18 protein-coding genes are annotated in these 22,981 nt (G+C 70.7%); 10 read left to right on the top strand and 8 right to left on the bottom strand.

Annotation, left to right across the window (positions count from 1 at the left end; genetic code table 11):
- Positions 1 to 14 precede the first annotated feature (14 nt).
- Positions 15 to 938 (bottom strand): carbohydrate ABC transporter permease, encoded by a 924-nt coding sequence (locus tag EDD27_RS31510; protein ID WP_241564358.1) that lies wholly within the window; start codon positions 936 to 938, stop codon positions 15 to 17.
- Positions 935 to 1,864, bottom strand: a complete 930-nt coding sequence (locus tag EDD27_RS31505) for a carbohydrate ABC transporter permease (RefSeq protein WP_127935616.1) — start codon at positions 1,862 to 1,864, stop codon at positions 935 to 937. The genes EDD27_RS31510 and EDD27_RS31505 overlap by 4 nt, the downstream gene beginning before the upstream one ends.
- 377 nt (positions 1,865 to 2,241) lie before the next feature.
- Between EDD27_RS31505 and EDD27_RS31500 the strand changes: the two genes are divergently transcribed.
- From EDD27_RS31500 to EDD27_RS31475, 6 genes are all read left to right on the top strand, one after another.
- Positions 2,242 to 3,231, top strand: coding sequence for a LacI family DNA-binding transcriptional regulator (locus EDD27_RS31500; protein WP_127935615.1), 990 nt, complete (start codon positions 2,242 to 2,244; stop codon positions 3,229 to 3,231).
- A gap of 361 nt (positions 3,232 to 3,592) precedes the next feature.
- The gene (locus tag EDD27_RS31495) at positions 3,593 to 5,680 is read left to right on the top strand and encodes a beta-galactosidase (RefSeq protein ID WP_127935614.1); all 2,088 of its coding nucleotides are present in this window, start codon (positions 3,593 to 3,595) and stop codon (positions 5,678 to 5,680) included.
- A 228-nt stretch (positions 5,681 to 5,908) separates the two neighbouring features.
- Entirely contained in the window at positions 5,909 to 8,401 is a 2,493-nt protein-coding gene (locus EDD27_RS31490) for a sensor histidine kinase (RefSeq protein WP_164903861.1), read from the top strand.
- Entirely contained in the window at positions 8,382 to 8,807 is a 426-nt protein-coding gene (locus EDD27_RS31485; protein WP_127935612.1) for a roadblock/LC7 domain-containing protein, read from the top strand. Before EDD27_RS31490 ends, EDD27_RS31485 begins: the two co-directional genes overlap by 20 nt.
- A complete protein-coding gene (locus EDD27_RS31480) occupies positions 8,804 to 9,163 on the top strand; it encodes a DUF742 domain-containing protein (protein ID WP_206641736.1) in 360 nt (119 codons plus the stop codon). Before EDD27_RS31485 ends, EDD27_RS31480 begins: the two co-directional genes overlap by 4 nt.
- Positions 9,144 to 9,743: a GTP-binding protein gene (locus EDD27_RS31475; RefSeq protein WP_127935610.1), complete on the top strand. Its 600-nt coding sequence runs from the start codon at positions 9,144 to 9,146 to the stop codon at positions 9,741 to 9,743. Before EDD27_RS31480 ends, EDD27_RS31475 begins: the two co-directional genes overlap by 20 nt.
- A gap of 15 nt (positions 9,744 to 9,758) precedes the next feature.
- On the opposite strand, the gene EDD27_RS31470 is transcribed toward EDD27_RS31475, so the two are convergent.
- On the bottom strand, positions 9,759 to 10,838 hold the full coding sequence (locus tag EDD27_RS31470) for a TetR/AcrR family transcriptional regulator (RefSeq protein WP_127935609.1): 1,080 nt from the start codon (positions 10,836 to 10,838) through the stop codon (positions 9,759 to 9,761).
- Positions 10,839 to 10,954: 116 nt separating this feature from the next.
- Here EDD27_RS31470 and EDD27_RS31465 point away from each other — a divergent pair, with 116 nt between their 5' ends.
- Complete coding sequence (locus EDD27_RS31465) at positions 10,955 to 12,409, top strand: PucR family transcriptional regulator (protein WP_241564357.1); 1,455 nt, start codon at positions 10,955 to 10,957, stop codon at positions 12,407 to 12,409.
- A gap of 246 nt (positions 12,410 to 12,655) precedes the next feature.
- Here the strand turns inward: EDD27_RS31465 and EDD27_RS31460 are convergent, their stop codons facing one another.
- Positions 12,656 to 13,789 (bottom strand): winged helix DNA-binding domain-containing protein, encoded by a 1,134-nt coding sequence (locus EDD27_RS31460; RefSeq protein WP_127935608.1) that lies wholly within the window; start codon positions 13,787 to 13,789, stop codon positions 12,656 to 12,658.
- Between the two features lie 19 nt (positions 13,790 to 13,808).
- Positions 13,809 to 14,936 (bottom strand): acyltransferase family protein, encoded by a 1,128-nt coding sequence (locus tag EDD27_RS31455; RefSeq protein ID WP_127935607.1) that lies wholly within the window; start codon positions 14,934 to 14,936, stop codon positions 13,809 to 13,811.
- 86 nt (positions 14,937 to 15,022) lie between these two features.
- Here EDD27_RS31455 and EDD27_RS31450 point away from each other — a divergent pair, with 86 nt between their 5' ends.
- Entirely contained in the window at positions 15,023 to 15,625 is a 603-nt protein-coding gene (locus EDD27_RS31450) for a TetR/AcrR family transcriptional regulator (RefSeq protein WP_127935606.1), read from the top strand.
- Between the two features lie 2 nt (positions 15,626 to 15,627).
- Positions 15,628 to 17,226 carry a CocE/NonD family hydrolase gene (locus EDD27_RS31445; RefSeq protein WP_241564863.1) on the top strand — a complete coding sequence of 533 codons (1,599 nt, stop codon included), beginning with the start codon at positions 15,628 to 15,630 and terminating at the stop codon, positions 17,224 to 17,226.
- A gap of 5 nt (positions 17,227 to 17,231) precedes the next feature.
- On the opposite strand, the gene EDD27_RS31440 is transcribed toward EDD27_RS31445, so the two are convergent.
- From EDD27_RS31440 to EDD27_RS31430, 3 genes are all read right to left on the bottom strand, one after another.
- Entirely contained in the window at positions 17,232 to 18,524 is a 1,293-nt protein-coding gene (locus tag EDD27_RS31440; protein ID WP_241564356.1) for an RNA polymerase sigma factor, read from the bottom strand.
- Positions 18,517 to 18,879, bottom strand: coding sequence for a YciI family protein (locus EDD27_RS31435; protein ID WP_241564355.1), 363 nt, complete (start codon positions 18,877 to 18,879; stop codon positions 18,517 to 18,519). Before EDD27_RS31435 ends, EDD27_RS31440 begins: the two co-directional genes overlap by 8 nt.
- A 173-nt stretch (positions 18,880 to 19,052) precedes the next feature.
- Positions 19,053 to 21,575 carry a sensor histidine kinase gene (locus tag EDD27_RS31430; protein ID WP_127935603.1) on the bottom strand — a complete coding sequence of 841 codons (2,523 nt, stop codon included), beginning with the start codon at positions 21,573 to 21,575 and terminating at the stop codon, positions 19,053 to 19,055.
- Positions 21,576 to 21,976: 401 nt separating this feature from the next.
- Here EDD27_RS31430 and EDD27_RS31425 point away from each other — a divergent pair, with 401 nt between their 5' ends.
- Entirely contained in the window at positions 21,977 to 22,966 is a 990-nt protein-coding gene (locus EDD27_RS31425) for an ABC transporter substrate-binding protein (RefSeq protein WP_127935602.1), read from the top strand.
- Positions 22,967 to 22,981 lie beyond the last annotated feature (15 nt).

Raw genomic sequence — 22,981 nt, 5'->3', positions numbered from 1 at the left:
TTATTCACGGGGGTTTATTGCTTGACGCTGCCGGTGGCCAGACCCGACTGCCAGAACCGCTGGAGCACCAGGAAGGCGATGATCAACGGCACGATGGACAGCAGGCTGCCGGTCAGGATGAGGCTGTAGGTGGCGTCGACGGCGCCGGAGGTGCCGCTGTTGGCCTGGGCGTTCCATTGATTGAGCCCGACGGTGAGCGGGAACCAGTCCGGCGTGTTCAGCACGATCAGCGGCAGGAAATAGTTGTTCCACGTCGCGACCAGCGAGAAGAGCAGGACGGTGACGAATCCCGGGGCGAGCAGCCGCAGCGCGATGGTGCGGAAGATCCTGAACTCGCCCGCGCCGTCGATGCGGGCCGACTCCAGGATCGAGTCGGGCACCGCGTCGGCCGCGTAGACGCGCATCAGGTAGAGGCCGAACGGGCTGCACAACGACGGGATGAGCACCGCCCACGGGGTGTCGACGAGCCCGATCTGGCTGAACAGCAGGTACGTCGGCACCGCGAGGGCCGTGCCCGGGATGGAGATCGCGCCGAGGACCACCGCGAACAGCAGCTTGCGGCCGGGGAAGTCGTACTTCGCCAGGGCATACCCGCCGATGGTGGCCAGCAGGGCCGCCCCGCCCGCGCCCACCACGGAGTAGAGCACGGTGTTGCCGAACCAGCGCAGGAAGATGCCGTTGTTGTAGCTCAGGGTGTCGGCGATGTTGGCGAACAGGTGGAAGTCCCCGCCGAACCACAGCCCGAAGGTCGAGAACAGGTCCGCGCTCGTCTTGCTGGAGTTGGCCAGCAACCAGAACAGCGGCAGGACCGCGTACCCGAACATGACCAGCATGATCAGGGTGAGGACGGGGCTCTTGCCCCGGCGCCTCGGCTTGGTGGATCGGTGCGTGCCCCGCTGGGCGGTGGTGGCGGCGGGCGCGCCGGCGACTGCCGTCACAGCGTCTGCTCCCTTCTCGCCGTGATGAGCTGTACCACGTACGCCACCACGACGGTGACCAGGCCCAGCACGACGGCGACGGCGGCCGAGTAGTTGATCTGCTGGCCGTTGAACGCCAGGTTGTAGGCGTACATGTTGGGGGTGTAGCTCGTCGTGATCACCGAGGGCGCGAGCTTCTGGAGGATGTTCGGCTCGTTGAAGAGCTGGAAGCTGCCGATGATCGAGAAGACGGTGGCCACGAGCAACGCGGGGCGCAGGGCGGGCAGCTTGATGCTCCAGGCGATGCGGATGGCCCCGGCCCCGTCCATTTCGGCGGCCTCGTAGAGCTCTTCCGGTATGGCCCGCAGCGCGGCGTACAGGATGATCATGTTGTAGCCGACGTACTCCCAGGTCACCATGTTGCCGATGGAGCCCAGCATCCAGGAGCGCGACATCAGGTCGGGGAGCGTGACGCCGAAGACGTCGCCGATCTGTCCCACCAGGCCGAACTCGTCGCCGTACATGTAGCCCCACATGAGGGCCGCCACGACGGCCGGCACCGCGTACGGCATGAAGATCGTGATCCGGAACAGGGACGGCCAGCGCAGCCGGCCGCTGTCGATCGCGAGCGCGCATCCCAGGGCGATGAGCAGCATGATCGGCACCTGCACGACCAGGAAGAGCGCCACGCGGAGCAGACCGGCGCCGAACAACGCGTCGCCGACGGCGCGGGTGTAGTTGGCCAGGCCGGCGAAGACCGTGCCGCCGATCAGGCGGTCCTGGAAGAAGCTGAGGTAGATCGCGTACAGCAGCGGCGCGACCACCGTGATCAGGAAGACCACGAAGAACGGCAGGAAGAAGGCGTAGCCGGCGACGCGCAGGCGCAGGAACGGCCGGGCGAGACCGCGAGCTCCGGCAGGCCGGAGCTCGGTGGCCGGCGCGGTCATTCCGTGCTCCAGTGTGATGTTCGCGTTGCCATAGGAACTGGCACTGAACTCTCCTTGTCGGGGCGTCGGTGGCCCGGCAACCGCTCCGCTACCTGCGCCACCGTCTCCTCCCTGTAGCGGAAGTCGCGATGATCGTGTGTTTACGTAAACATGATGAAGATGGTCCGTAGTTTGGTCTTGTCGCTGGAATCATGTCAATAGGTAACCATCAGTTAACATTGGCACCGTGTTTCGTCACGGTTTGTTGCGCGCTGAAGCCATCATTGACGGACAGGTCATGTTTGCGTAAACATCGTGCGAGACTTCGTACGGAGGTGTGAGTGGACGGGGCGGCCCAGGAAACGGCGGCAGGACGGCGCACGCGCAGGCGGCCGTCCATGGCCGATGTCGCCGCGATGGCCGGGGTCTCCAGCCAGACGGTCTCCCGGGTGGCCAACAACCGCAGCAACGTCGAGGAAGAGACCCGCCGGCGGGTCCTGTCAGCCATGCGCGTCCTCGGCTATCGGCCCAACACGGCCGCGCGCGCCCTGGTCACCGGCCAGTTCCGCACCCTGGGACTGATCAGCTTCGGGCTCGCCAGCTTCGGCAACGCCCGCACGGTCGACGCCGTCACGCGGGCGGCCCAGCGGGCCGGCTACACGGTGAACATGATCGCCGTCGAGTCGCAGACCGAGCGGGCCGTGCACGAGGCGTTCGACCAGCTCACCATGCAGGCGGTCGACGGCATCGTGCTCATCGAGGCGCAGATCCTCGACACGCCGGCGCTCCGCCTGCCGCCGGGCGTGCCGGTCGTGATGGCCGACGGCGACGTCAGCCACCGCCATCCCATGGTCGACACCGACCAGGCCCTCGGCGCCCGGCTCGTCACCCGTCACCTGCTCGACCTCGGCCACGAGACGGTCTGGCACGTCTCCGGGCCCGAGGACTCCTACGCCGCGCGGCGGCGGGCCGAATCGTGGCACGCCACGCTCAAGGAGGCGGGCGCCGCGGTCCCGCAGCTGTTGTTCGGCGACTGGAGCGCGGGCAGCGGTTACGCGGCCGGGCGCGTGCTGGCCCGGCGGCCCGGCGTGACGGCCGTCTTCGCCGCCAATGACCAGATGGCGCTCGGTGTGATGCGGGCGATGATCCAGGCGGGCCGTCGCGTGCCTGAGGACGTCAGCATCGCCGGCTTCGACGACCTCGACGAGTCGGCCTATCTGTCGCCGCCGCTCACCACCGTCCGCCAGGACTTCGACGTGGTGGCCGAGCGCATCGTGTCGCTCATGATCGACCAGATCGAGGGCGGCACGGCCCCTTCCGCCACGGCTTTCGTCGCTCCCGAGCTGATCGTCAGGGAGAGCACCGCCGCGCCCCCGCCACCGGCCTGACCCCGCCGCCCCACCCCGCCACCAGCCAACGGCCCTGCCACCTCCACGGGCCTGACCCAACCGCCCCCACCCCGCCCGCCACGCCACGATCCAACGGCCCTGCCGCCTCCACACGGCCGCGACGAAGAAAGACGATTCCGTCGGCCTGACCGGGCCGCGACGAAGAGGACGACGAAGTGGACCACGTGTCGGCCCTTGGGCCGGGACGAAGCGGACCATCTCGGCCCTCGGGCCGGGACGAAGCGAACGACCTGTCGGCCCGCCGGGTCGGACGAAGAGGACAACCTGTCGGCCCCGCCGGGCCGCGACGAAGAGAAGGGAGGAGCGGCGGACCTCGTCCATCGAGGCCGCCGCGCCGACGATGAACGCCGTACCTCGCGATGTCACCCCGGTCACCGGCACCGCCGGCGCCCCGTCCCCGGGCGACCGGCTCTGGCGCCGGCTGGGCGGCGTGGCCTTCGGCGGCGACTACAACCCCGAGCAGTGGCCGGCCGAGACGAGGGCGGAGGACATGCGCCTCATGACCGAGGCCCGGGTGAACCTCGTCACCGTCGGCGTGTTCGGCTGGGCCCGCGTGGAGCCGGCGCGCGGCGCGTACGACTTCTCCTTCTTCGACCAGGTCCTGGATGACCTGCACGCGCACGGGATCACCGCCGACCTGGCCACCATGACCGCCTCGCCGCCGCCCTGGCTCGTCCACGAGCATCCCGAGATCCTGCCGGTCACCGCGGACGGCACCGTGCTCGGTCCCGGCGGGCGGCAACACTTCTGCCCGTCCAGCCCGGTCTACCGCGAACGGGCCGCGCTGCTGGTGGAGCGGCTGGCCGAGCATTACCGCGGCCACCCGGCTCTCGGCCTGTGGCACGTCGGCAACGAGTACGGCTGCCACATCCCCGCCTGCTTCTGCGAGGTGTCGGCGGACGACTTCCGCCGCTGGCTGCGGGAGCGGTACGCCGACGACGTCGAGGCGCTGAACGACGCCTGGTCGACGGACTTCTGGTCGCAGCGTTACGCCTCCTTCGACCACATCCGCCCGCCCCGGGTGGCTCCGACGTACCCCAACCCGGCCCAGCAACTCGACTACATGCGCTTCAGCAACGAGGCGCTGCGTGCCTGCTTCGACCTGGAGGCCGGCATCCTGCGGCGGGTCACCCCTGAGGTGCCGATCACCACGAACTTCCTCATGGGGCTGAAGGCAGTGGACGTCTTCGACTGGGCGCCGCGGCTGGACGTCGTGGCGGTCGATTCCTACCCCGACCCCCACGACGAGCGGCCGCATCTTTTCCCGGGCCTGGTGTACGACACGATGCGCGGCGCCGGGGGCGGCGAGCCCTGGATCCTGATGGAGCAGGCGCCCAGCGCGGTCAACTGGCGGGCCAGGAACGCGATCAAGCAGCCGGGCCAGATGCGGTTGTGGAGCTGGCAGGCCGTCGCGCACGGCGCCGACGCGATCCTGTACTTCCAGTGGCGGCAGTCACGCGGCGGCGCCGAGAAGTTCCACTCGGGCATGGTGCCGCACGCGGGGCCCGACAGCAGGGTCTACCGCGAGATCGCGGCGCTCGGCAAGGAGCTGGCCTCGGTGCCCGACCTGGCCGGCACGCGGGTCCGCAACCAGGTGGCGATCCTGCTCGACTGGAACAGCTGGTGGGCGCTCGAGCTGGACTCCCACCCCTCGGACGGCGTACGCCAGCAGGACCGGCTGCTCGACCATTACGGTCCCCTCTTCGACCTCGGCGTGGGCGTGGACGTGGTGCCGCCCTCCGCGGAGCTCGCCGGCTACGCGCTCGTCGTCGTGCCGAACCTGTACCTGCTGTCCGACGACGACGCGCGAAGCGTCTCGGCGTACGTCTCCGGCGGAGGCGCGCTGGTCGTCTCCTTCTTCAGCGGGATCGTGGACGAGCACGACCGGGTCCACCTGGGCGGGTATCCCGCCCCGCTGCGCGAGGTCCTCGGAGTCCGGGTGGAGGAGTTCTGCCCGGCCGCCGAGCACGAGACGTTCCCCGTCCGCGGCTACGGGGCGCTCGCACAGGTGGAGGGGGTCGCCGACTTGTGGCGCGAGGACCTGAGCCTGGCCGGCGCCGAGCCGGAGATCGCCTTCGACGCACAGGACTGGGCCGGCCGCCCGGCGGTGACCCGGCACGAGTTCGGCAAGGGGACGGCACGCTACCTTTCGACCCGGCTCGACCCGGCCACCATGCGGGCGGTCCTCGGCCTGGCCCTGGCCGAAGCCCGGGTGACCCCCGTCGTCGCGGGCCTGCCGTCGGGGGTGCAGGCGAGCGTGCGCGCCGGAGACGGCCGCCGCTTCCTGATCTTGCTGAACCACACCGGTGACAAACATGACATCACCCTTCAGGGCGAGTGGGCCGACGCGCTCGACCCGTCGGGGGAGAAGACCGGCGTGGTCACCGTGCCGCCCTCTGGCGTCGTTGTGCTTCGCGGCGTCCAATAATCGTCACTCAGCGTGAGATCTCCACCGTTACGATCACGAACGGTGTGCTGACAAAGAGTCAGCATCACATTCGGGATGATTCTTCACATCCGTACCTTGAAGTACACCTGCCCCATGGGCATAGTGGACCAACCACAGGCGTCCCAGTCGTGGCAGGCATTCTCGGGGGCAGGGCCGGCTCACGACTGCCCAGAGGCGCATCACCACGTGCGGAATTGGACAAGATGGATGAGCTCGCCCCCGACGATCCGTACCAAGCTGCTCAGGATCCTCCTGCTTCCGCTGGTCTCCATGGTCGCCTTGTGGGGGTTCATCGCCTACTCCAGCGTGGAGGAGATCGTCACGGTCTCCCAGGCGCAGAATCGCTGGGAGGACATCGGTTCGCCGGTGCTGCAGTTGATCGTCGAACTGCAGCGGGAGCGGCAGCTGTCCGCCGAGGCGGCGGGCGAAACCGGGGCGTCCGTGCCTCTGGCCCATCAGCGGCGGGTCACCGACGCCAAGGCCGAGCAACTGCGCCAGGTCATCGGATCCGTTGACGTCGAGTCGGACGGCGAGACCCCGGCCCAGGTGCGCGCGCTGGTGCAGGCGCTCGACGGGTTACGGTCGCTGCGCGAGTCCGCCGACGGGGGCGTGCTGGCCCCGCCGCTGGCGGTCACCGACGCGTACAACAGACTGATCGAGGTCGCCAACAAGCAGTTCAACGACCGTGACGCGCTGAGCGACGTCTCGTCCTTCCGCTCGGTACGCGGGATGGCCGCCTACAGCGCGGCGGCGGAGTACCTGGGCCGGGAGCACGCGGTGCTCACCAACACGATGGTGCAGCGCAGGATGACGCCCACCGACCGCGCCGCGTTCGTCGCCGCGTTCACCAGCCGCCGGATCGTCTTCGCCAACGCCGAGCGCGACGTCGGCCCCGAGCTGCGGGTGAAATTCGACAAGCTCGTCGAGAGCGCCGCGTACAAGCGGCTGGTGGACACCGAGGACGAGTTGTTCACGTGGGACACCAGCGGTGGCGCGCCGCCGGTCGACCCCGCCGAGTGGAAGAGCGACACCGACTCCATGCTCGGCGCGATCTACCTCGACACGCGGCGAGAGCTCGACCGCACCGCGGCGGAGGCCGAGTCGGTGAAGACCGGGGCGTACTGGCGGATCGGGCTGGTCCTGGTCCTCGGCCTGGCGGCGGTGCTCGCGTCGGTGGCGCTGTCGTACCGGTTCGGCCGCTCGCTGATCGACGAGCTCAAGAAACTGCAGGCGTCGGCGGCCGAGATGGCTGAGCAGCGGCTGCCCCGGCTGGTCGAGCGGCTGCGCCGCGGCGACGACGTGGACCCCGCCACCGAGGCCCCCGTCCTCGACCCGGCCGACACCGCCGAGGTCGATCGCCTGGTGCACGCCTTCTCCGAGGTGCGGCGCACGGCGGTCGAGGCCGCGGTGGGGCAGGCGAGCCTGCGCAAGGGCGTCAGCCAGGTCTTCCTCAACCTGGCCCGGCGTAACCAGGCGCTGCTCCACCGCCAGCTCTCGTTGCTCGACACCATGGAGCGGCGGGTCGAGGAGCCCGACGTCCTGGAGGACCTGTTCAAGCTCGACCACCTGACCACCCGCATGCGGCGGCACGCGGAGAACCTGATCATCCTGTCCGACTCCGCCCCCGCCCGGCGCTGGCGTGACCCGGTGCCGCTGTACGACGTCGTCCGCTCGGCGGTGCTGGAGGTCGAGGACTACACCCGCGTCACCGTCGCGCCCATGCCCAACGCGCCGCTGCTGATCGGCGCGGCCGTCACCGACGTGATCCACCTGGTCGCCGAGCTGGTGGAGAACGCCACCGTCTTCTCCCCGCCCGACACGAGCGTGCAGATCCGCAGCATGACAGCGGCCAACGGCTTCGCGCTCGAGGTGGAGGACCGGGGCCTGGGACTGAGTCAGGCCACCCTCGACGAGCTCAACGCCCGGCTGGCGCAGCCTCCGGAGTTCGACCTGGCCGACAGCGACCGGCTCGGGTTGTTCGTGGTGTCCAGGCTGGCGGCGCGGCACGGAATCAAGATCTCGCTGCGGCGTTCCCCGTACGACGGGACCACCGCGATCGTGCTGCTGCCCTCCGTGTTGCTCGCCGGCGCCGAAGCCCCGCCCGTCGCGGCGCCGCAGCGGCCGGCGGACCACGGCGCACGCCGAGCTCCGGCGAGCCGGCCCCTGCGGGCGCTCGGCACGGCGCCGGACCTGAACATCCCGGTCGGCCTGGACGTTCCGGACAGTACGCCGGATGCCCGTGACCCGGAGCCCGAGCACGTGACCTGGTTCGAGGCGAACCCCGCGCCGAAACCGCGTCCGGCGAACGGCATCGGGCCGGTGAACGGACCGACGCCGGGCAACGGCCTGGGAGCCGGGTCCGCCGCCGAGCCGGGCACCAGGCCGGCGCCGAGGAAGACACCCGGCGCCGCCAAGCCCTCCACCCCGGCCGTCGAGTGGAGCGTCACGGTGCCGGCTCAGGAGACGGCCGAGGACCTCGACGGGCTGCCGATGCGGATACCGCAGGCCAGCATGGCTCCCCAGCTGCGTGCCACCAGGCGCGTGGAGCCGCGCGCGGTCTCGGCGCGCTCGCCGGAGGAGCACGCACAACTCATGTCCTCCATGCAACGCGGCTGGCAGCAAGGTCGCCGGCAGGCGGATCAGGGACCAGACATGTGGAACCGAAAGGACGACCATCCCGATGCCCGACCCCAGAAGTGAACTGAGCTGGCTGCTCGACGACCTCACCCAGCGCGTCCCCGGCATCCGGCACGCCATCGTGCTGTCCGCCGACGGGCTGACCATGGGCGGCTCCCGGGAGCTCACCCGGGAGGACGCCGAGCACCTGTCCGCGATCTCCGCCGGCAGCCACAGCCTCGCCATGGGCGCGGGACGCCATTTCGGCCTGGGCGGCGTGCGGCAGACGATCATCGAGTTGGAAGGCGGCTTCCTGTTCGTCACCGCGGCGGGTCAGGGCGCCCGGCTGGCCGTGCTCGCCTCCGGCGACGCCGAGCTGGGCATGGTCACGTACGAGATGGCGCTCATGGTCAAGCGAGTCGGCGAGCACCTCTCCGCGCAGCCGAGGGGAGCGGCACCGGCACCGGCCTGGAACGGCGCAAGACCGTGACAGGGGAGGATCCTGGGCCGCTGATCCGGCTGTACGGGCTGACCGGGGGCAGGGCGCGCCCGCAGGGTGAGACGTTCGACCTGGTGGCCATCGTCACAACGCTCGGCGCGGGCTTCACTGCTTACGAGTCCGCCGAGCTGATCCCGGAGCATCGCGCCGTGTTGTCGTTGTGCCGCAGGCCCACGCCGGTGGCGGATGTCGCGGCGCACCTCAGGCTGCCCCTCAACGTCACCCGGGTGATCCTGGGCGATCTGCGGCGCGAGGGTTTTGTCTCCATCGACCGCCCGCGCCCCGCGGCGCAGACGATCGACGAACGTATCTACAGGGAAGTGCTGCATGGGCTACGCAGCCTCTGAGCCGGGGACGACCGCGGTCGCCTCGGCCTTGGCCATCAAGATCCTCATCGCGGGCGGCTTCGGCGTCGGCAAGACGACCATGGTGGGCACGATCAGCGAGATCCGGCCACTGCACACGGAGGAGCTGCTGAGCGAGCGGGGTGTCGGCGTGGACGACACCTCGGGCGTGGAGGCCAAGACCACGACCACGGTGGCCCTGGATTTCGGCCGCATCACGATCCGCCAAGGGCTGTGGTTGTACCTGTTCGGCACGCCCGGGCAGGACCGGTTCTGGTTCATGTGGGACGAGCTGGCCCTCGGCGCGCTCGGCGCGGTCGTGCTCGCCGACACCCGCCGCCTGGAGGACTGCTTCCCGGCGGTGGACTACTTCGAGCAGCGCGGCGTGCCGTTCGTCGTCGGGGTCAACTGCTTCGAGGGCGCCCGCCGCCACGATCCCGCGAAGGTGCGGCGGGCGCTGTCGCTGAGCGAGCACATCCCGATCGTGCTGTGCGACGTGCGCGAGCGCGAGTCGGTCAAGCGCGTGCTCACCACGCTGCTCACGTACGCGGTGGAAGGCCAAGGGCCGCACGGGCCGCCATGAGAGAGGACCTGCTCGTCACCTTGGCATCCCAGGCCACTGAGCCGCCGCCGCGGAGTGGGCGGCGCCTCGTCCCTGTGCCCGGGCGATGATCCTGCCCGCCTGGATGCGTACCGCGGCTTCGGTGGCATCGCCGGGATCCGGGATTCCGACGGCGGAGGCGAGGGCGGCGTGCTCGTCGAGGACGAGGCGGAGGTCCGGCCAGGCGTCCGGTGCGAACACAGGTCGCAGGCAGCCGGCCAGGTCGCTGATCCTCAGCCGTACGAGCCGCCCGATCTCGGCGGGGTCGTCCGTCACGACGGCCACGGTGATCCGGTCGCCCGGGCGGGCGGCGCGGACGGCTTCCTCGGCCGCCTCCAGCCGGGTGGCGCCGAGGACCGCGATCACACCGTCGGCGTCGAATCCGGCCGGGCGGCCGGTGATCTGGTCCGGCAACTCCGCGGGCGGGTCCCACGGGTCCTCGGCGGCTTGCGCCGGCGCGACGTAGGCCAGGTGCGGCGGGTCCCACGTGTCGGCCAGGTCGAGACCGGTCAGGTGCCGGCAGGCGCGTGCCACGTCGAAGGGGTCGCCGAATCCCGGCGCCGTGCCGGCCAGGTGCCCGGCTCCGTTCAGCAGCGTGAGGATCAGCTCGGCCAGGCGTACCCGCCTCGGATGGCGTGGTGCGCGGGACTCCAGCACGAGCGCCAGCAGCAGCGCCTCCAGCTTGGTCACCTGCGCCAGCACGACGCGGCCCGGCTCGTCGTCGACCACGCCGGCCAGCGAGCGCAACCGCAGGCTGCCGCCGGCAGGGGTGTCGCCGGTCAACGGCAGCCGTTCGAGCCAGACGCTTGCGAACGCGCCCACTGCCTCGTCCAGGGCCGGTGGCGACGGCGCCGTCGCCACGTCCGCGTGCTCGATCGAGTCGACGAGGACCGCCAGGTAGAGCGCGCGTTTGCTCGGGAAGTTGGAGTAGACCGCGCCACGGGTCAGCTCGGCGCGCTCCGCGATCCGGTCGATCTTGGCGTCGGCGTATCCCCGCTCGGCGAACTCCTCCCTTGCCGCGGCCAGCACGGCCGCTCGGGTGCGTTCCTGTTGTTGCGCCCGGGTCAGCCGGACCATCGCCACCCCTCCACTTCGCTCACGCGCCCACGATACTCTTATCATTCGAATGCTCTTATCATCCGAAGACGGACCTCAATCAGGGCAGCCCTGAAGACTCGCCATATCCTTTGTGCGTGACCACAAAAGTGTCAGTGGAGGACCTGCTGCGCTCTCCGGCCCTCCAGCTGCGGCTGCTGGCCGGCGAGGCGGGACTGGGACGGTCGGTGTCGTGGGCGCACGTCAGCGAGCTCGACGACCCCACGCCCTGGCTGCTCGGCGCGGAGGTCATCATGACGACGGGCATCGCGATCCCGCGCCAGGCCGCCCGGCAACGGGCCTATCTGGAACGGCTCGACGACGCGGGCGTGTCCGCGCTCGCCCTGTCGGCCCAGCTGCACGTGCCGCCGCTGCACCACACCTTCATCGAGGCCGCTGAGGAGCGGGGGTTCCCCGTGCTCGAGGTGCCGCTGGCGGTGCCGTTCATCGCGATCGCCCAGGAGGTGGCCGCGGCCGTGCAGGAGGACGCCAGGCACCGCCTCGGCGCGCAACTCCAGGTGTTCGGAGCGCTGCGCTGGCTGGCGGCCGAGGACCTCGACACTGCGACGTTGTTCAAACGCCTCGAACGGCTGTCCGGCTACGAGGTCTACCTCTGCACCCCGCAGGGGCGGTCGTTGTTGCCGGGAGTGCCGGTGCCCGATGTCGCCGTGCTCCCTTCCCAGCCGGAAGCGCCGCCCACCATTCCCGGTGGCTTCGTCCTGCCCGTGCCGGCGCCGGGCGGGCCCGCGGGCTTTCTCGTCGCCTTCGAGCGCCAGGGCGCCAGGCCCGCCGGGCTGGCCGTGGTGCAGCACATCGCCACGGTGGCCGCTCTGCAGGTGGCCATGGCGCGCCACGAGCGCGAGACATTGCGCCGCCAAGGTGCGGAGACCCTGTCCGAGCTGCTCCAGGACGTGCTCGACCCGGCCGCGGCGCGGCGGCGGCTGGTCAGAATGGGGTTGCCCGTGGATGCCGAGCTGGCCCTCCTCGTGATCAGGAACGTGCCCGACGAGGCCATCCACGCCGCGCTCGACGATCAGCCGCACCTCATGCTGCGCAGGGGCGACGACCGCTACGTGCTCGGCTCACCCGCACTCGGCGCCGCGATCGCCGCGCTGCCGGACGTGGCGGCGGGCATGAGCAGGCCGTTCCCGGCAGGGGAGTCCCTGCAGGTTCCCAAACGGGAGGCGGGGTGGGCGGCGTCCTCGGCCGCCGAGTCGGGCCGCGCTCTGGTCCACTACGGTGACGACACCACCGGCAGGTGGCTGCCCGACGACCCGTGGGCGCTCACCGCCCTGGTGGAGAACGTCCTCGGGAAGGTGCTCGCCTACGACTCCGCGCACGGCTCCCACCTGCTGACGTCCGTGCGGACGTGGATGGAGCGCGACCGGCGCACCGAGGAAGCCGCGACCGCGCTGCACATCCATCCCAACACGCTGGCGTACCGGCTGCGCAGGTTCGCCGAGCTGACGGGCCGCGATCTGACGTCCACCGCGGCGTTCGCCGAGGTCTGGCTGGCCCTGCGGGCCGGCCGCCAGCTCGGCCTCGTGGACTGACCAGGCCTTCACCCGAGCCGCCCCGCATCCTGGCCTGTCCGGGTAGGGGGCGACCGGCCTGGTCACGCGCGACCACCGCGACCGCCGCCACCGCGCCGGTGCGGACCAGCAGCGTGCCGTCCGGCGCTCAGGTAGCTCCGCCACAGCACGCCGGTCTTACGCAACTGCTCGACATGGTCCAGGGAGGTCACGGGGAAACGGTGACAATCCGCCCGTCCCTTTCGCCTCCCAGACGCCGAAAACGGTCTAGCCGCCGGGCAGGACGCGAACCTCGGCGCCGGGCAGGCCGGTCCACCAGCGGTCGTAACGGCGGTAGACCCGAGGTTCGCGATCGGCCAGGAACGCCGTGAGGGCCTTGGCCTCGGCGCCGAGCCCGTCCCATGCCTCGTCGGGGAGCCGGTGGAACGCGGTGGCTTCGATCCCCGTCTCGGTGGGCCGCCACACCCCGGCGACGTGGCCGTCGACGAGCAGCGTCGGCAGCACGTCTCCGTTCGACCGGGTGACCAGCCGCCGGAAATCAGGCGGGACGACCCGGCTGCGGTCGGCGTAGGCGAGCAGGACGCTGTCCCACATGGCCATCAGCCGCGGCGGGGCCGGCGTGTCCTCGGGAGGGCACGGTGCGCCGGGGACGTCGAACAACTCCGTGCCGTCCGGTCCTTCCAGCCGCTCCAGCACGCCGGAGAGCGCCTGAAGGGCCTCCCGCGCCCGGGCCCGCTGGACCAGGGCGAACTGCGCCACGTCCGCCACGGACGCGGGCCCGAACCCCTCCAGATAGCGCAGGACCAGCGTCCGCAGGCAGACGTCGGGTAACGCGGCTGCGCCGGGCGCCGGGGCGGCGACGTACGAGGGCCGGGGGCCGAACGACCACGGCCCGCCGGTAGGAGCGTGCAGCAGCGGAGAGAACGACCGCATCGCCCACCACACGCCTTTCGGCAGGAGTGCCACCCGCTCGGACAGCCACGCCTCGATCTCGGCCGCCGTACGAGGCCGGCCGGTGAACTCCAGCAGGTGCGGCACGAGTGCGTCGGCGTCGGCGGCGGACAGCCCGCTCCCCGTGAAGCGGCGATCGCCAAGCCTGGCGGCGCGGAGGGTCGGCTGCATGGCCGCGTGCATGACCGGATGGTCGTCCGCGTGCACCACGTGCAGGGTGATCCGCATCAATGTCGCCTTCACCAGCGCCTGGTCGCGGAAGGCGACGTCGAGCCCGGCCGGGTCGAAGCCGGCGAGCCGGTTCCACAGCGCGATGTAGGGCGAGGCCGGCTGCTGTGCCTGCAGGGCGACGACGCGGCGGACCGCGTCCGCGACGCCGAGCGCCTCCCGGTGGAGGAGCAGTTGCCGGGCGAGCGTGGCCCGGTTGAGCTCCCGTGCACTCATCGGCATGCCGACAGTCTCTCGCCGATCAGACGGTCTGGTCACGTCCGCTGACGATCAGACGCTTGCCGAGACGCTGGCCCGGGGCCTCCACCAGGTGGTACGTCATGACGCTGAGCGGGATCAGAACCGCGAAGTACAGGACCAGGTCCGGCAGTACGTACAGCAGCAGCGGGTGCAGCAGGTAGAGGGAGAAGCTGATCACACCGAGCTGCGCCGACCACCGCGGGAACGCCCGCCGGCGCAGCGCCAGCGCCAGGGCGAAGACCCCGAACGCCAGCACGACCGCCGGCGCCCACGCGGGGTCGTCCTTGGCGGGGATCGCGCAACCCAGCACCACAGCCACCGCGGCGGCGGCCGTGCGCCAGGTGATGGTGCCCTGTTCGGCGCGGTACACGGCGGTTCCCGCGAACATCGTCGCCAGGATGATCACGCCCTGCCAGGTGCCGGCCCGGCTGCCCAGCACCACCAGCGCCAGGCCCAGGAGCCCGCCCGCGACCGCGGCCGCCGTACGGGTCCTGCCGTGCCCCAGCGCGCTCACCGCGATCGCCGCGACGACCGCCAGGCCGAGCAGCGCGGCGGTCACGTCGGCCCGGCCGCCGATCGTCGCCCGTGGGAGCAGCAGGCCCACGGGCACGGCGGCCACGGCCAGGGCAATGGCGATGCCCACCGACCGGTGTGCCTGCCGCACCGTGAACAACGCGACGCTCATCAGGTAGAACGCCATCTCGTACGAGAGCGTCCAGGTCACGCTGATGACGGCGGGCAGATTGAGCAGTTCCTGCAGCATCGTCAGGTTGCCGAGCACGACCAGAGGCAAGGGCCGCTCGCCCAGTCCGGGGTGGAGGGCGAGCACGCCGATCTGCGCAAGCAGCAGGGCCAGGCCGCAGGCGGCGAGCAGGAGAGGCAGGAGGCGGAAGGCCCGGCCGGTCCAGAAGGCGCGCACATTGCCGCGCCGCTCCAGGGAGGCCGGGATGATGTAGCCACTGACCAGGAAGAACACGAACACGCCCCACGTGCCCAGATCGATCCGCCGATCCACCTCCGCCCAGATCGCTGGGATGAAGGTCCAGCCGGCGTGGTGCATCGTGACGGCCAGCGCGGCCGGTCCCCGCAGGGCGTCCAGCCAGGCCAGCCGGGCGGGGGCCGCGAACATTTGCGCGAGTCTAGACCATCACGGGCTCACCTCCCGAACTAGTTGACAGTTGCTTTTTTATTGACACTTGTCCATTATCTTGAGGTATGTCACTGAAGGCGGGCTCCATCGCTCCCGCTCAGGACCGCCGGGTGCGCCGTACGCGCGGCGCACTCATGCGGGCCGCCATCGCCCTGGTCGCCGAACGAGGCACGTCGGCCGTCCCGATCTCCGACCTCGCGACGGCCGCGGACGTGAGCAGGCAGGTGGTGTACCAGCAGTTCGGCGACCGCGACACGCTGCTGCTGGAAGCCGCTCTCGACCTCGCCCGGCGCGAGTTGCTGCTGCGCATCGAGGACATCTCGCCCTCATGGGACAAGGGCGGCCGGGCGCTGGCCGCGATGCGGCACTTCGCCGAACACCGGCCGTTCTACCGGGCGATGTTGACCAGCTCGATCGGGTTCGCCCTGAACAAGGCGCTGTCCGAACTGCTGATGCCGGTCAATCGGCAGCTCGTCCGCCGGTTCTACGGTGATCGGCTCGATCCGCGCACGGCCGACGACCTCGCCATGTTCCTGACCGGCGGCGGGGCCGCCTTCGTCAACGCCTGGCTGGTGGAGGGGGACGATCCGCTCGACCCCGAGGAGTTCACCGAACGGCTCATCCGGATGATGCACGTCCTCCTCGAGCACAAGGAACAGGACCGGTGAACATGATCAGTCATCTCCTCCAGCGCCGGCTCAAGCTGCCCCCGCCGTCGACCAGGAAGCTCGTCGTCCAGCGGAATCTGCGCGTGCCGATGCCCGACGGCGTCGAGCTGCTGGCCGACCGGTGGGCGCCGCGGGCCGGGGGCGAGGCGCTGCCGACCGCGCTGATCCGCTGCCCGTACGGCCGGCGGGGCGTGCTGGCCCTGGCCATGGCCAGGCCGCTGGCCGAACGCGGATTCCAGGTGCTGATCCAGAGCACCCGCGGCGGCTTCGGCTCCGGCGGCGCCTTCGACCCGCTGCGGCAGGAGCGCGAGGACGGCCTGGCCACGCTGGACTGGCTGACCAAGCAACCCTGGTTCTGCGGCTCCATCGTCCTGGTGGGCGTCAGCTATATGGGTTATGTGCAGTGGGCCGTCGCCGACGCCCTGCCGCCCGAGGTCAAGGCGATGATCCCGCAGGTGACCGAATCAGCCCTGACCCTGGAGTTCCTCCGCAAGGACGGCATGTCGCTGGAGACCCCCTTCGGCTGGGGCGCCCAGGTCGCCGTACAGGAACGTCCTTGGGCGATGCTCCGCCAGCCCTTGCACTTCAGGAAGGTACGCCGCGCCCTGAACACGCTTCCGCTCAACCAGGCCGATGTCGCCGCCATCGGTTGCCGCTCCGACTACATCCAGGACATCCTCACCTGCGACGCCGACGACCCGCGCTGGTCCGGCCTCGACCACAGCCACAGGGTGGCCCAGGTGAGCGTGCCGGTCAGCTCGATCGGCGGCTGGTTCGACATCTTCCTGCCCGGCCAGCTCCGCGACTTCCGGACTCTGCAGGAGGCGGGCCGGCCTGCGCGGCTGACGATCGGGCCGTGGACGCACACGGCGTTCACCAACAACGGGGTGCTGGAGGCCATCGAGTTCGGGCTCGCCCATGCACGCGGCGAGCAACCCCCGCACCGCTCGCCGGTGCGGCTGTACGTCATGGGCGAGGAAGCCTGGCGCGACTTCGCGTCCTGGCCGCCGCCCGGCTACTCACCGCAACGCTTCCACCTCCAGCCCGCCCGTGCGCTGTCCGCCGACCTGCCCGGCGACTCGGAACCCGACCGGTACCGCTACGACCCGGCGGACCCGACCCCCGCGGTCGGCGGCGTGGTCATGAACGGCGGCGGCCGCGTCGACAACGGGTCCCTGGAAGCCCGCACGGACGTGCTGACCTACACCACGGCCGTGCTCGACCAGGACGTCGAGGTCATCGGCGAGGTCGGCGCCGAGATCTGGTTCCGCTCCAGCCTGCCCTACGCCGACGTGTTCGTCCGGCTCTGTGACGTCGACCCGAGCGGCCGCTCGTCCAACGTCTGCGACGGCCTGGTCAGCTTGTCCGGCGCCGACGAGGTCACCCGCGCCGCGGTCAGGCTCTGGCCGACCGCGTACCGGTTCAAGCGCGGCCACCGCATCAGGGTCCAGGTCTCCAGCGGTGCCTTCCCTCGCTACGCCCGCAACCCCGGCACCGGCGAATCCCGCGCCACCGCCACCACCCTCCGGGCCGCGGATCAGGAGGTCTACCACGACGCCGCACATCCCTCGGCGGTGATCCTCCCCATCCGGAGCGCCTGATCCGGCTAGCTGGAGAGCTGGTCGGCGCGGTCGAGGAGGGCGTGGCGTTCGGGTTCGAGGTGGGAGAGGGCGGCGGCCTGGCGGAACAGGGCGGCGGCGCGGTCCCGGTCGCCGGCGCGGGCGGTGAGGTCGCCCTCCGCCGCGAGGGCCGGCGCGTAGTCGTCGAGCGCGCCACCGGCGCGGGCCGCGGCGACCAGTGCCAGCCCGGCCTTGGGCCCGTACGCGTAGCCGTGCGCGACGGCACGATTCAGCTCGATCACCGGTGAGGGCTGGATCCGGGCGAGCTCGTCGTACCAGGTCGCGATCGCCGGCCAGTCGGTGGCGTCGGCGGACGTCGCGGTGGCGTGGCAGGCGGCGATCCGGGCCTGCAGCGCGTACGGGCCGTCCTGCCGCGCATGCGGGCCGTTCTTCCCCGCCCTGGCCAGGATTTCCAGGCCTTCGGCGATCGCCGCGTGGTCCCAGCGAGACCGGTCCTGCTTGTCGAGGGTGAGCAAATTGCCGTCGGCGTCGCGGCGGGCGTCACGCCGCGAGTGCTGGAACAGGAACAGGGCCAGCAGCGCGGAGATCTCCGGCTGGTCCGGCATGAGCTGCTCCAGCAGCCGGACGAGGCGGATCGCCTCGTCCGCGAACGCGGGCTCGCCGCCGGCGTCGTAGCCCCGGGTGAACAGCAGGTAGAGCACGGCGAGCACGCCGGGCAGCCGCTCGGCGAGCGCCGGGCCGGTCGGCACCCGGTACGGGATGCCGGCGTCCGCGATCTTCGTCTTGGCCCGGGTCAGGCGGCGGGTCATGGTCGACTCGCTGACGAGGAAGGCCCGCGCGATGTCGGCGGTCGGTATACCGCAGATCGTACGGAGCGTCAATGCCACGCGTGCTTCGAGCCGGAGCGCGGGGTGGCAGCAGGTGAAGATCAGTCGCAGCCGGTCGTCCACGACGTCCTCCTTCCGCACGGGGGCGGGACCGGTGTCGGTGAGGGTGAGGGACGCCAGCTCCTGCAGCTTGCGGCGCTCGGTGGAGACCCGTCGCAGGACGTCGATGGCGCGGTTGCGGGCCACCGTCATGAGCCAGCCGCCGGGGTTGGCGGGGACGCCCTCCGCGGGCCAGCGTTCGAGGGCCAGCGTCAGCGCCTCCTGCGCGCAGTCTTCGGCCAGCGTCCAGTCGCCGGTGACGCGGATCAGCGTGGCGACGATCCGCGCGAAAGCGTCTTTGCCGACGACGCCGACCACCTGCGCGACGTCCACGCCCTCCCCGTCGGCGGCGGCCTGTGCCGCGCCGCCGCAGACGGGATTCGCGTCAGTCACGCTGCCGGAACGGGAGGTCGGCGAACGGGCGCAGCTCGATCCGTCCTGCTCTGGCCATGGGGTGGGTGCGGGCGACTTCGATCGCCTCGTCCAGGTCCGCGCATTCGAGGAGGTCGTAGCCCACGATCACCTCTTTGGTCTCCGTGAACGGGCCGTCGGAGACCAGCAGCTCGCCGTTGCGCACACGCACCGTCGTCGCCGTGGTCGTCGCGGCCAGCTCGTGGCCGTCCAGGCGCCGGCCGCGGGCGTCGTTCTCCGCCACCCACGTGTCGATGTCGGGCAGGTCGGCCTTGTCGGTGTCCGGCTCGGTGTCGGTGCAGACGAACATCATGTACTTCATCTCGCGCTCCTTCATGTCAGGATCTCACCCCTATGACGAACGGGTGCCGCCCTTCCGGACAGGCGCGCCGTGAAAACTTCCCGGCCCGTGCGTCCGGCCGGCCAGCGGGGTGACGTCCCGCGGTTTCTCGACGTCGATGCACCAGGGTGGGGGCTTCTTTGCGACCGAAATGCGCGGATGTCCCTCGATCAGCAGGTGAAGGGCGGGAGGTCGCCGGTGCTGATGCGGGTGCGGGCCCGCCGGCACCCCTGCTGGAAGCTGCTCAGGCGGCTGCGGACCCGCTCCGGCGAGAGCCGGGGGATGGGGGCGACGCCTCGGGGCGCGGACGTGGTTTCTGCCGTGCCCGGCACCAGATTGGCCTTGGGGACGCGTTTGGGCAGGCCGGACGTGGTGGCGCCGGCGTCGGACGGGCTGGCCGCGGCCTCGGCGGCGCTCCAGCCGGCGTCGGCCTTGGCCGAGCCCCACGTCGCGCCACCGGCATCGCCACGCTCGAACCAGGCCGACTGGACCTGCGCGAAGATCGGCAGATAGTCGTCGTCAGCGCCCCGGTCAGGCCGGACGGCCGGGATCGGGCCGGTCATGGCCGCCGCATCGGCATCGGTCCGGGGCAGCCGGCTGCCCGCCGCCGCATCGGGGCGCGTGACGGGGGTCGGGCCGGTGGGCGTTCTCCCAGGGCGGGGAGTGGGGAGGGCGGGGTCGGTGGCGAAGGAGGGCCAGTCGGTGGCGGCCGGTGCGAACCGGCTGGGACGGCAGGCGGCGTCCCATCTGCCCGATGGCGGCGGGGCCGGGAAGGCCTGGCCGGGCGGGACCGTGGCATACGCGGGGACGGGGGCGTGCAGCAGCGCGTCGGGCAGGAGCACCATGGCGATCAGGCCGCCCGTCTCGTGCGGACGCAGGTGCACGCGAATGCCGTGGCGGTAGGCCAGCCGGGCCACCACGTACAGCCCCATGCGGCGCGAGACCGACACGTCCACCTCGGGCACGCGGGCCAGGCGCTCGTTGGCCCGCAGCAGTTCGTCATCGGTCATGCCGATGCCGGTGTCGGTGACCGACACCATGATGTCGCCCTCGATCGTGCCGGTGGAGACGAGCACGCGGGACTCGCGCGGCGAGAAGGACAACGCGTTCTCGATGAGCTCGGCCAGCAGATGGACGGTGTCGTTGACCACCGGCCCGGCGAGCGCGCCGTTCGCGGTGATCTCGACGGCGACGCGCTGGTAGCCCTCCACTTCGGACAGGGCGGCGCGGACGACGTCGGTCAGGCCCACCGGGTGGTTCCACCGCCTGGGCGGTTCCTGGCCGGCCAGGATGAGCAGGCTCTCGTTGTTACGCCGCATACGTGTCGCCAGGTGATCGAGTGCGAAGAGGTCGGCCAGCCGCCGCTCGTCCTCCTCGCCCTGCTCGAGTCCGTCGATGAGCTTGATCTGCCGCTGGACCAGCGTCTGGCTGCGCCTGGACAGGTTGACGAACATGGCGTTGATGTTCGCGCGCAGCCGGGACTCCTCCCCGGCCAGCCGGATGGCCTCGCGATGCACCTCGTCGAAGGCCCTGGCGACCTCCCCGACCTCGTCACAGGAGTCGACGTCGATGGGCGCGACGGTGAACGTCGATTCGTCACCGGTCTCCCGCAGCCGGCGCACCGTGCTGGGCAGCCGTATGCCTGCGATGTCCAGGGCCTCCCTGCGCAACCTGCGGAGCGGTCCGACCAGGGACTGAGCCACGAAGGTGGTGACCAGCAGCACGAACAGCAGGAGCAGGAGGATGTAGGTGGCGGCCACGACGGCGTCGTGGCGCGCGGCGTCCTCCAGTGTCCTGCTCTGCACGATGATCGACGCGCCGAGCCTCTTCTGCACCGTCCACATGCCGTCGACGGTGCCGCTCACCGCCGCGAACCAGAAGCCGGCGTCCTCGTTGCTTTCCGGCGCGATGTCAATGGGGCCGCTCTGCCCGGCCTGCGCGAGGGCACGCAGCCGGATCACTTCGGCCCGGTCGACCAGCGTGCCGGTGACGGTGTCGTCGTACGCCTGCCGATCCCGCAGCGTGGCCACCGATCGGAAGACTTCCAGCTCGCTGTCCTGCTGGGCCCGGGCGGCCATGAACCGGTCGAGCTCGCCGCTCTGGAAGCGGCCCGCCGAGGCCACCGCCGCGAGCAGACCGCGCTGCTGCGATGCGGCCTCGTGTGCTTTGGCCAGCGCGGACAGCGCCCGCACGCCCGCGGCCAGCGCCTCGTCCTCGCCGCCCTGGCCGATCTCGTCGTGGAACTGCTGGAAGGCGCCGATGATCGAGGCGTACCTCGTCAGCGTGGGCAGGGCGAGCACCTCGGTCCTCAGCACCGTGGTGCGGGCCGCGCCGATCTCGGGCAGGCGGGTGAGGATCTGGCGGCTGAGCGTCCACGCGCTCTCGCCGTGGTCGGTGGTGACCGCGGCGGCCTTCGCGCGCATGCCGGCGGCGGCCTTGTCGACGACGGCGAACTGCGCGCGCAGCGGCTCCTCCCGCTCCGGCGTGCGACCGGCGGCGATGTAGTGCATCGCCAGGTCACGCTCGAGCGCGAGCTGATGGGCGACCTCGGTGATCGACGCGCTGAGCTCGGCCTTCTCCAGGATGCGGTGGTACTGGCCGGCCGCGTTCCACGAGGCGATGACCTGCTGCGCCCCGACCAGAACGCCCAGCGCGGTCGGAATGAGGATCAGCGCGATCAACCGCGAGCGCACTTTCAAATCGCGGAGCCGGAATCGGCGACGACGTGCGCCCTTCGTCCGGTTATGCGCTGGTTTGGGGGCAAAGGGAGGGCTATAAGGACGAGTGTCCACAGTCGCAGGATTCACCCGACTGGCTCCCTCTCACCGAAACGGCGTCTTGGTACGGGAAGTGCTTCAGCACACCCTGTGCAGGGAGAGCCATTTGAGCATACCGGGATCAGATGGGCCAGTCTCGCAAGACTTACAAAAAAACTGACTATCCAGAAAATGCCTGACTGACTCATATTTCGGACATGTGGTGACAACTGGTGACGATTGACTGAGTCGTAAATCAGGATCCTTTCATGGCAATCCCTGGAGCGGGTAAGATCACCGCCCGGCCTTTCCGCGCTTGACCCGCCAAGGGAGAATTCATGGAATCGGGGCCTTTCCGGGCTTGGCTGGCGGTGCTCGGCACGATTCTCGTGACCGCGGCGTGCACCGGCGTGGCCGCCGGACCGGCTCCGAGCAGCGGGGCGGGGCCAGGCGGCCTGGAGAAGACCTCGCTGCTCATCGGCATCAGCCCCACTCCGTCCTCCGCCGGGGTGTTCATCGCCGACCGCAAGGGTTTCTTCAAGGAGGAAGGCCTGACCGTCACGATGGAGACCATCCAGGCTCCGCAGGCGGTGATGCCCAGGATCCTCAACGGCGACATCGACGTCTTCAAGGGCAGCTACGTCTCGCTCATCAACGTTCAAGGCAGCGGCACGGCGCGGCTGAAGATCCTCTACGATGCGCTGCAGGCCTCGCCGGGCATCGCCGGCGTCGTGGTGCCGCAGGATTCGGAGTTGCAGAAGGCTCAGGACCTCAAGGACAAGACGATCGCCGTCAACTCGCTCAACAACCTGGGCACGATGTCCGTGAGTGCCCACCTGAAGCCCTACGGGCTGACGCCGGAGCAGGTGAAGTTCGTCGTCGTGGACTTCCAGAACCAACTGGTCGCGCTCAAGAACAAGCAGGTGGACGCGGCGTGGATGGTCGAGCCGTTCCTGTCCAGTGCCCAGAACGCCGGTGTGCGGCTGCTGCTGGACACCAACACCGGGCCGACCGACAAGCTGCCGATCGACGGGTGGGCCGCGACGGAGGACTGGGTGCGCCGGCATCCCAAGACCGCGGCCGCCTTCCAGCGCGCCCTGGCCAAGGGGCAGGCGCTGGCCGCGACCGACCGCGTCCTGCTGGCCGAGACCGTCGCCGGCTACACCCAGACACCCAAGGAAGCGGCGATGACCATGGCGATGGGGACCTTCCCCACCTCGCTCAACCCCACCCGCATCCAGCGCGTCTCCGATTTGATGTTCGAGTTCGGCTACCTCAAGAACAAGGTCGACGTTGCGTCGATGGTGGCCGCCGGTCCCGGCCGGTAGCCGCGAGGCGCGCTC

The sequence above is a fragment of the Nonomuraea polychroma genome, assembly GCF_004011505.1.
GTDB lineage: Bacteria > Actinomycetota > Actinomycetes > Streptosporangiales > Streptosporangiaceae > Nonomuraea > Nonomuraea polychroma.
Note: the sequence above shows the minus strand (reverse complement) of the source record. Positions and strands in the feature narration are given on the sequence as shown.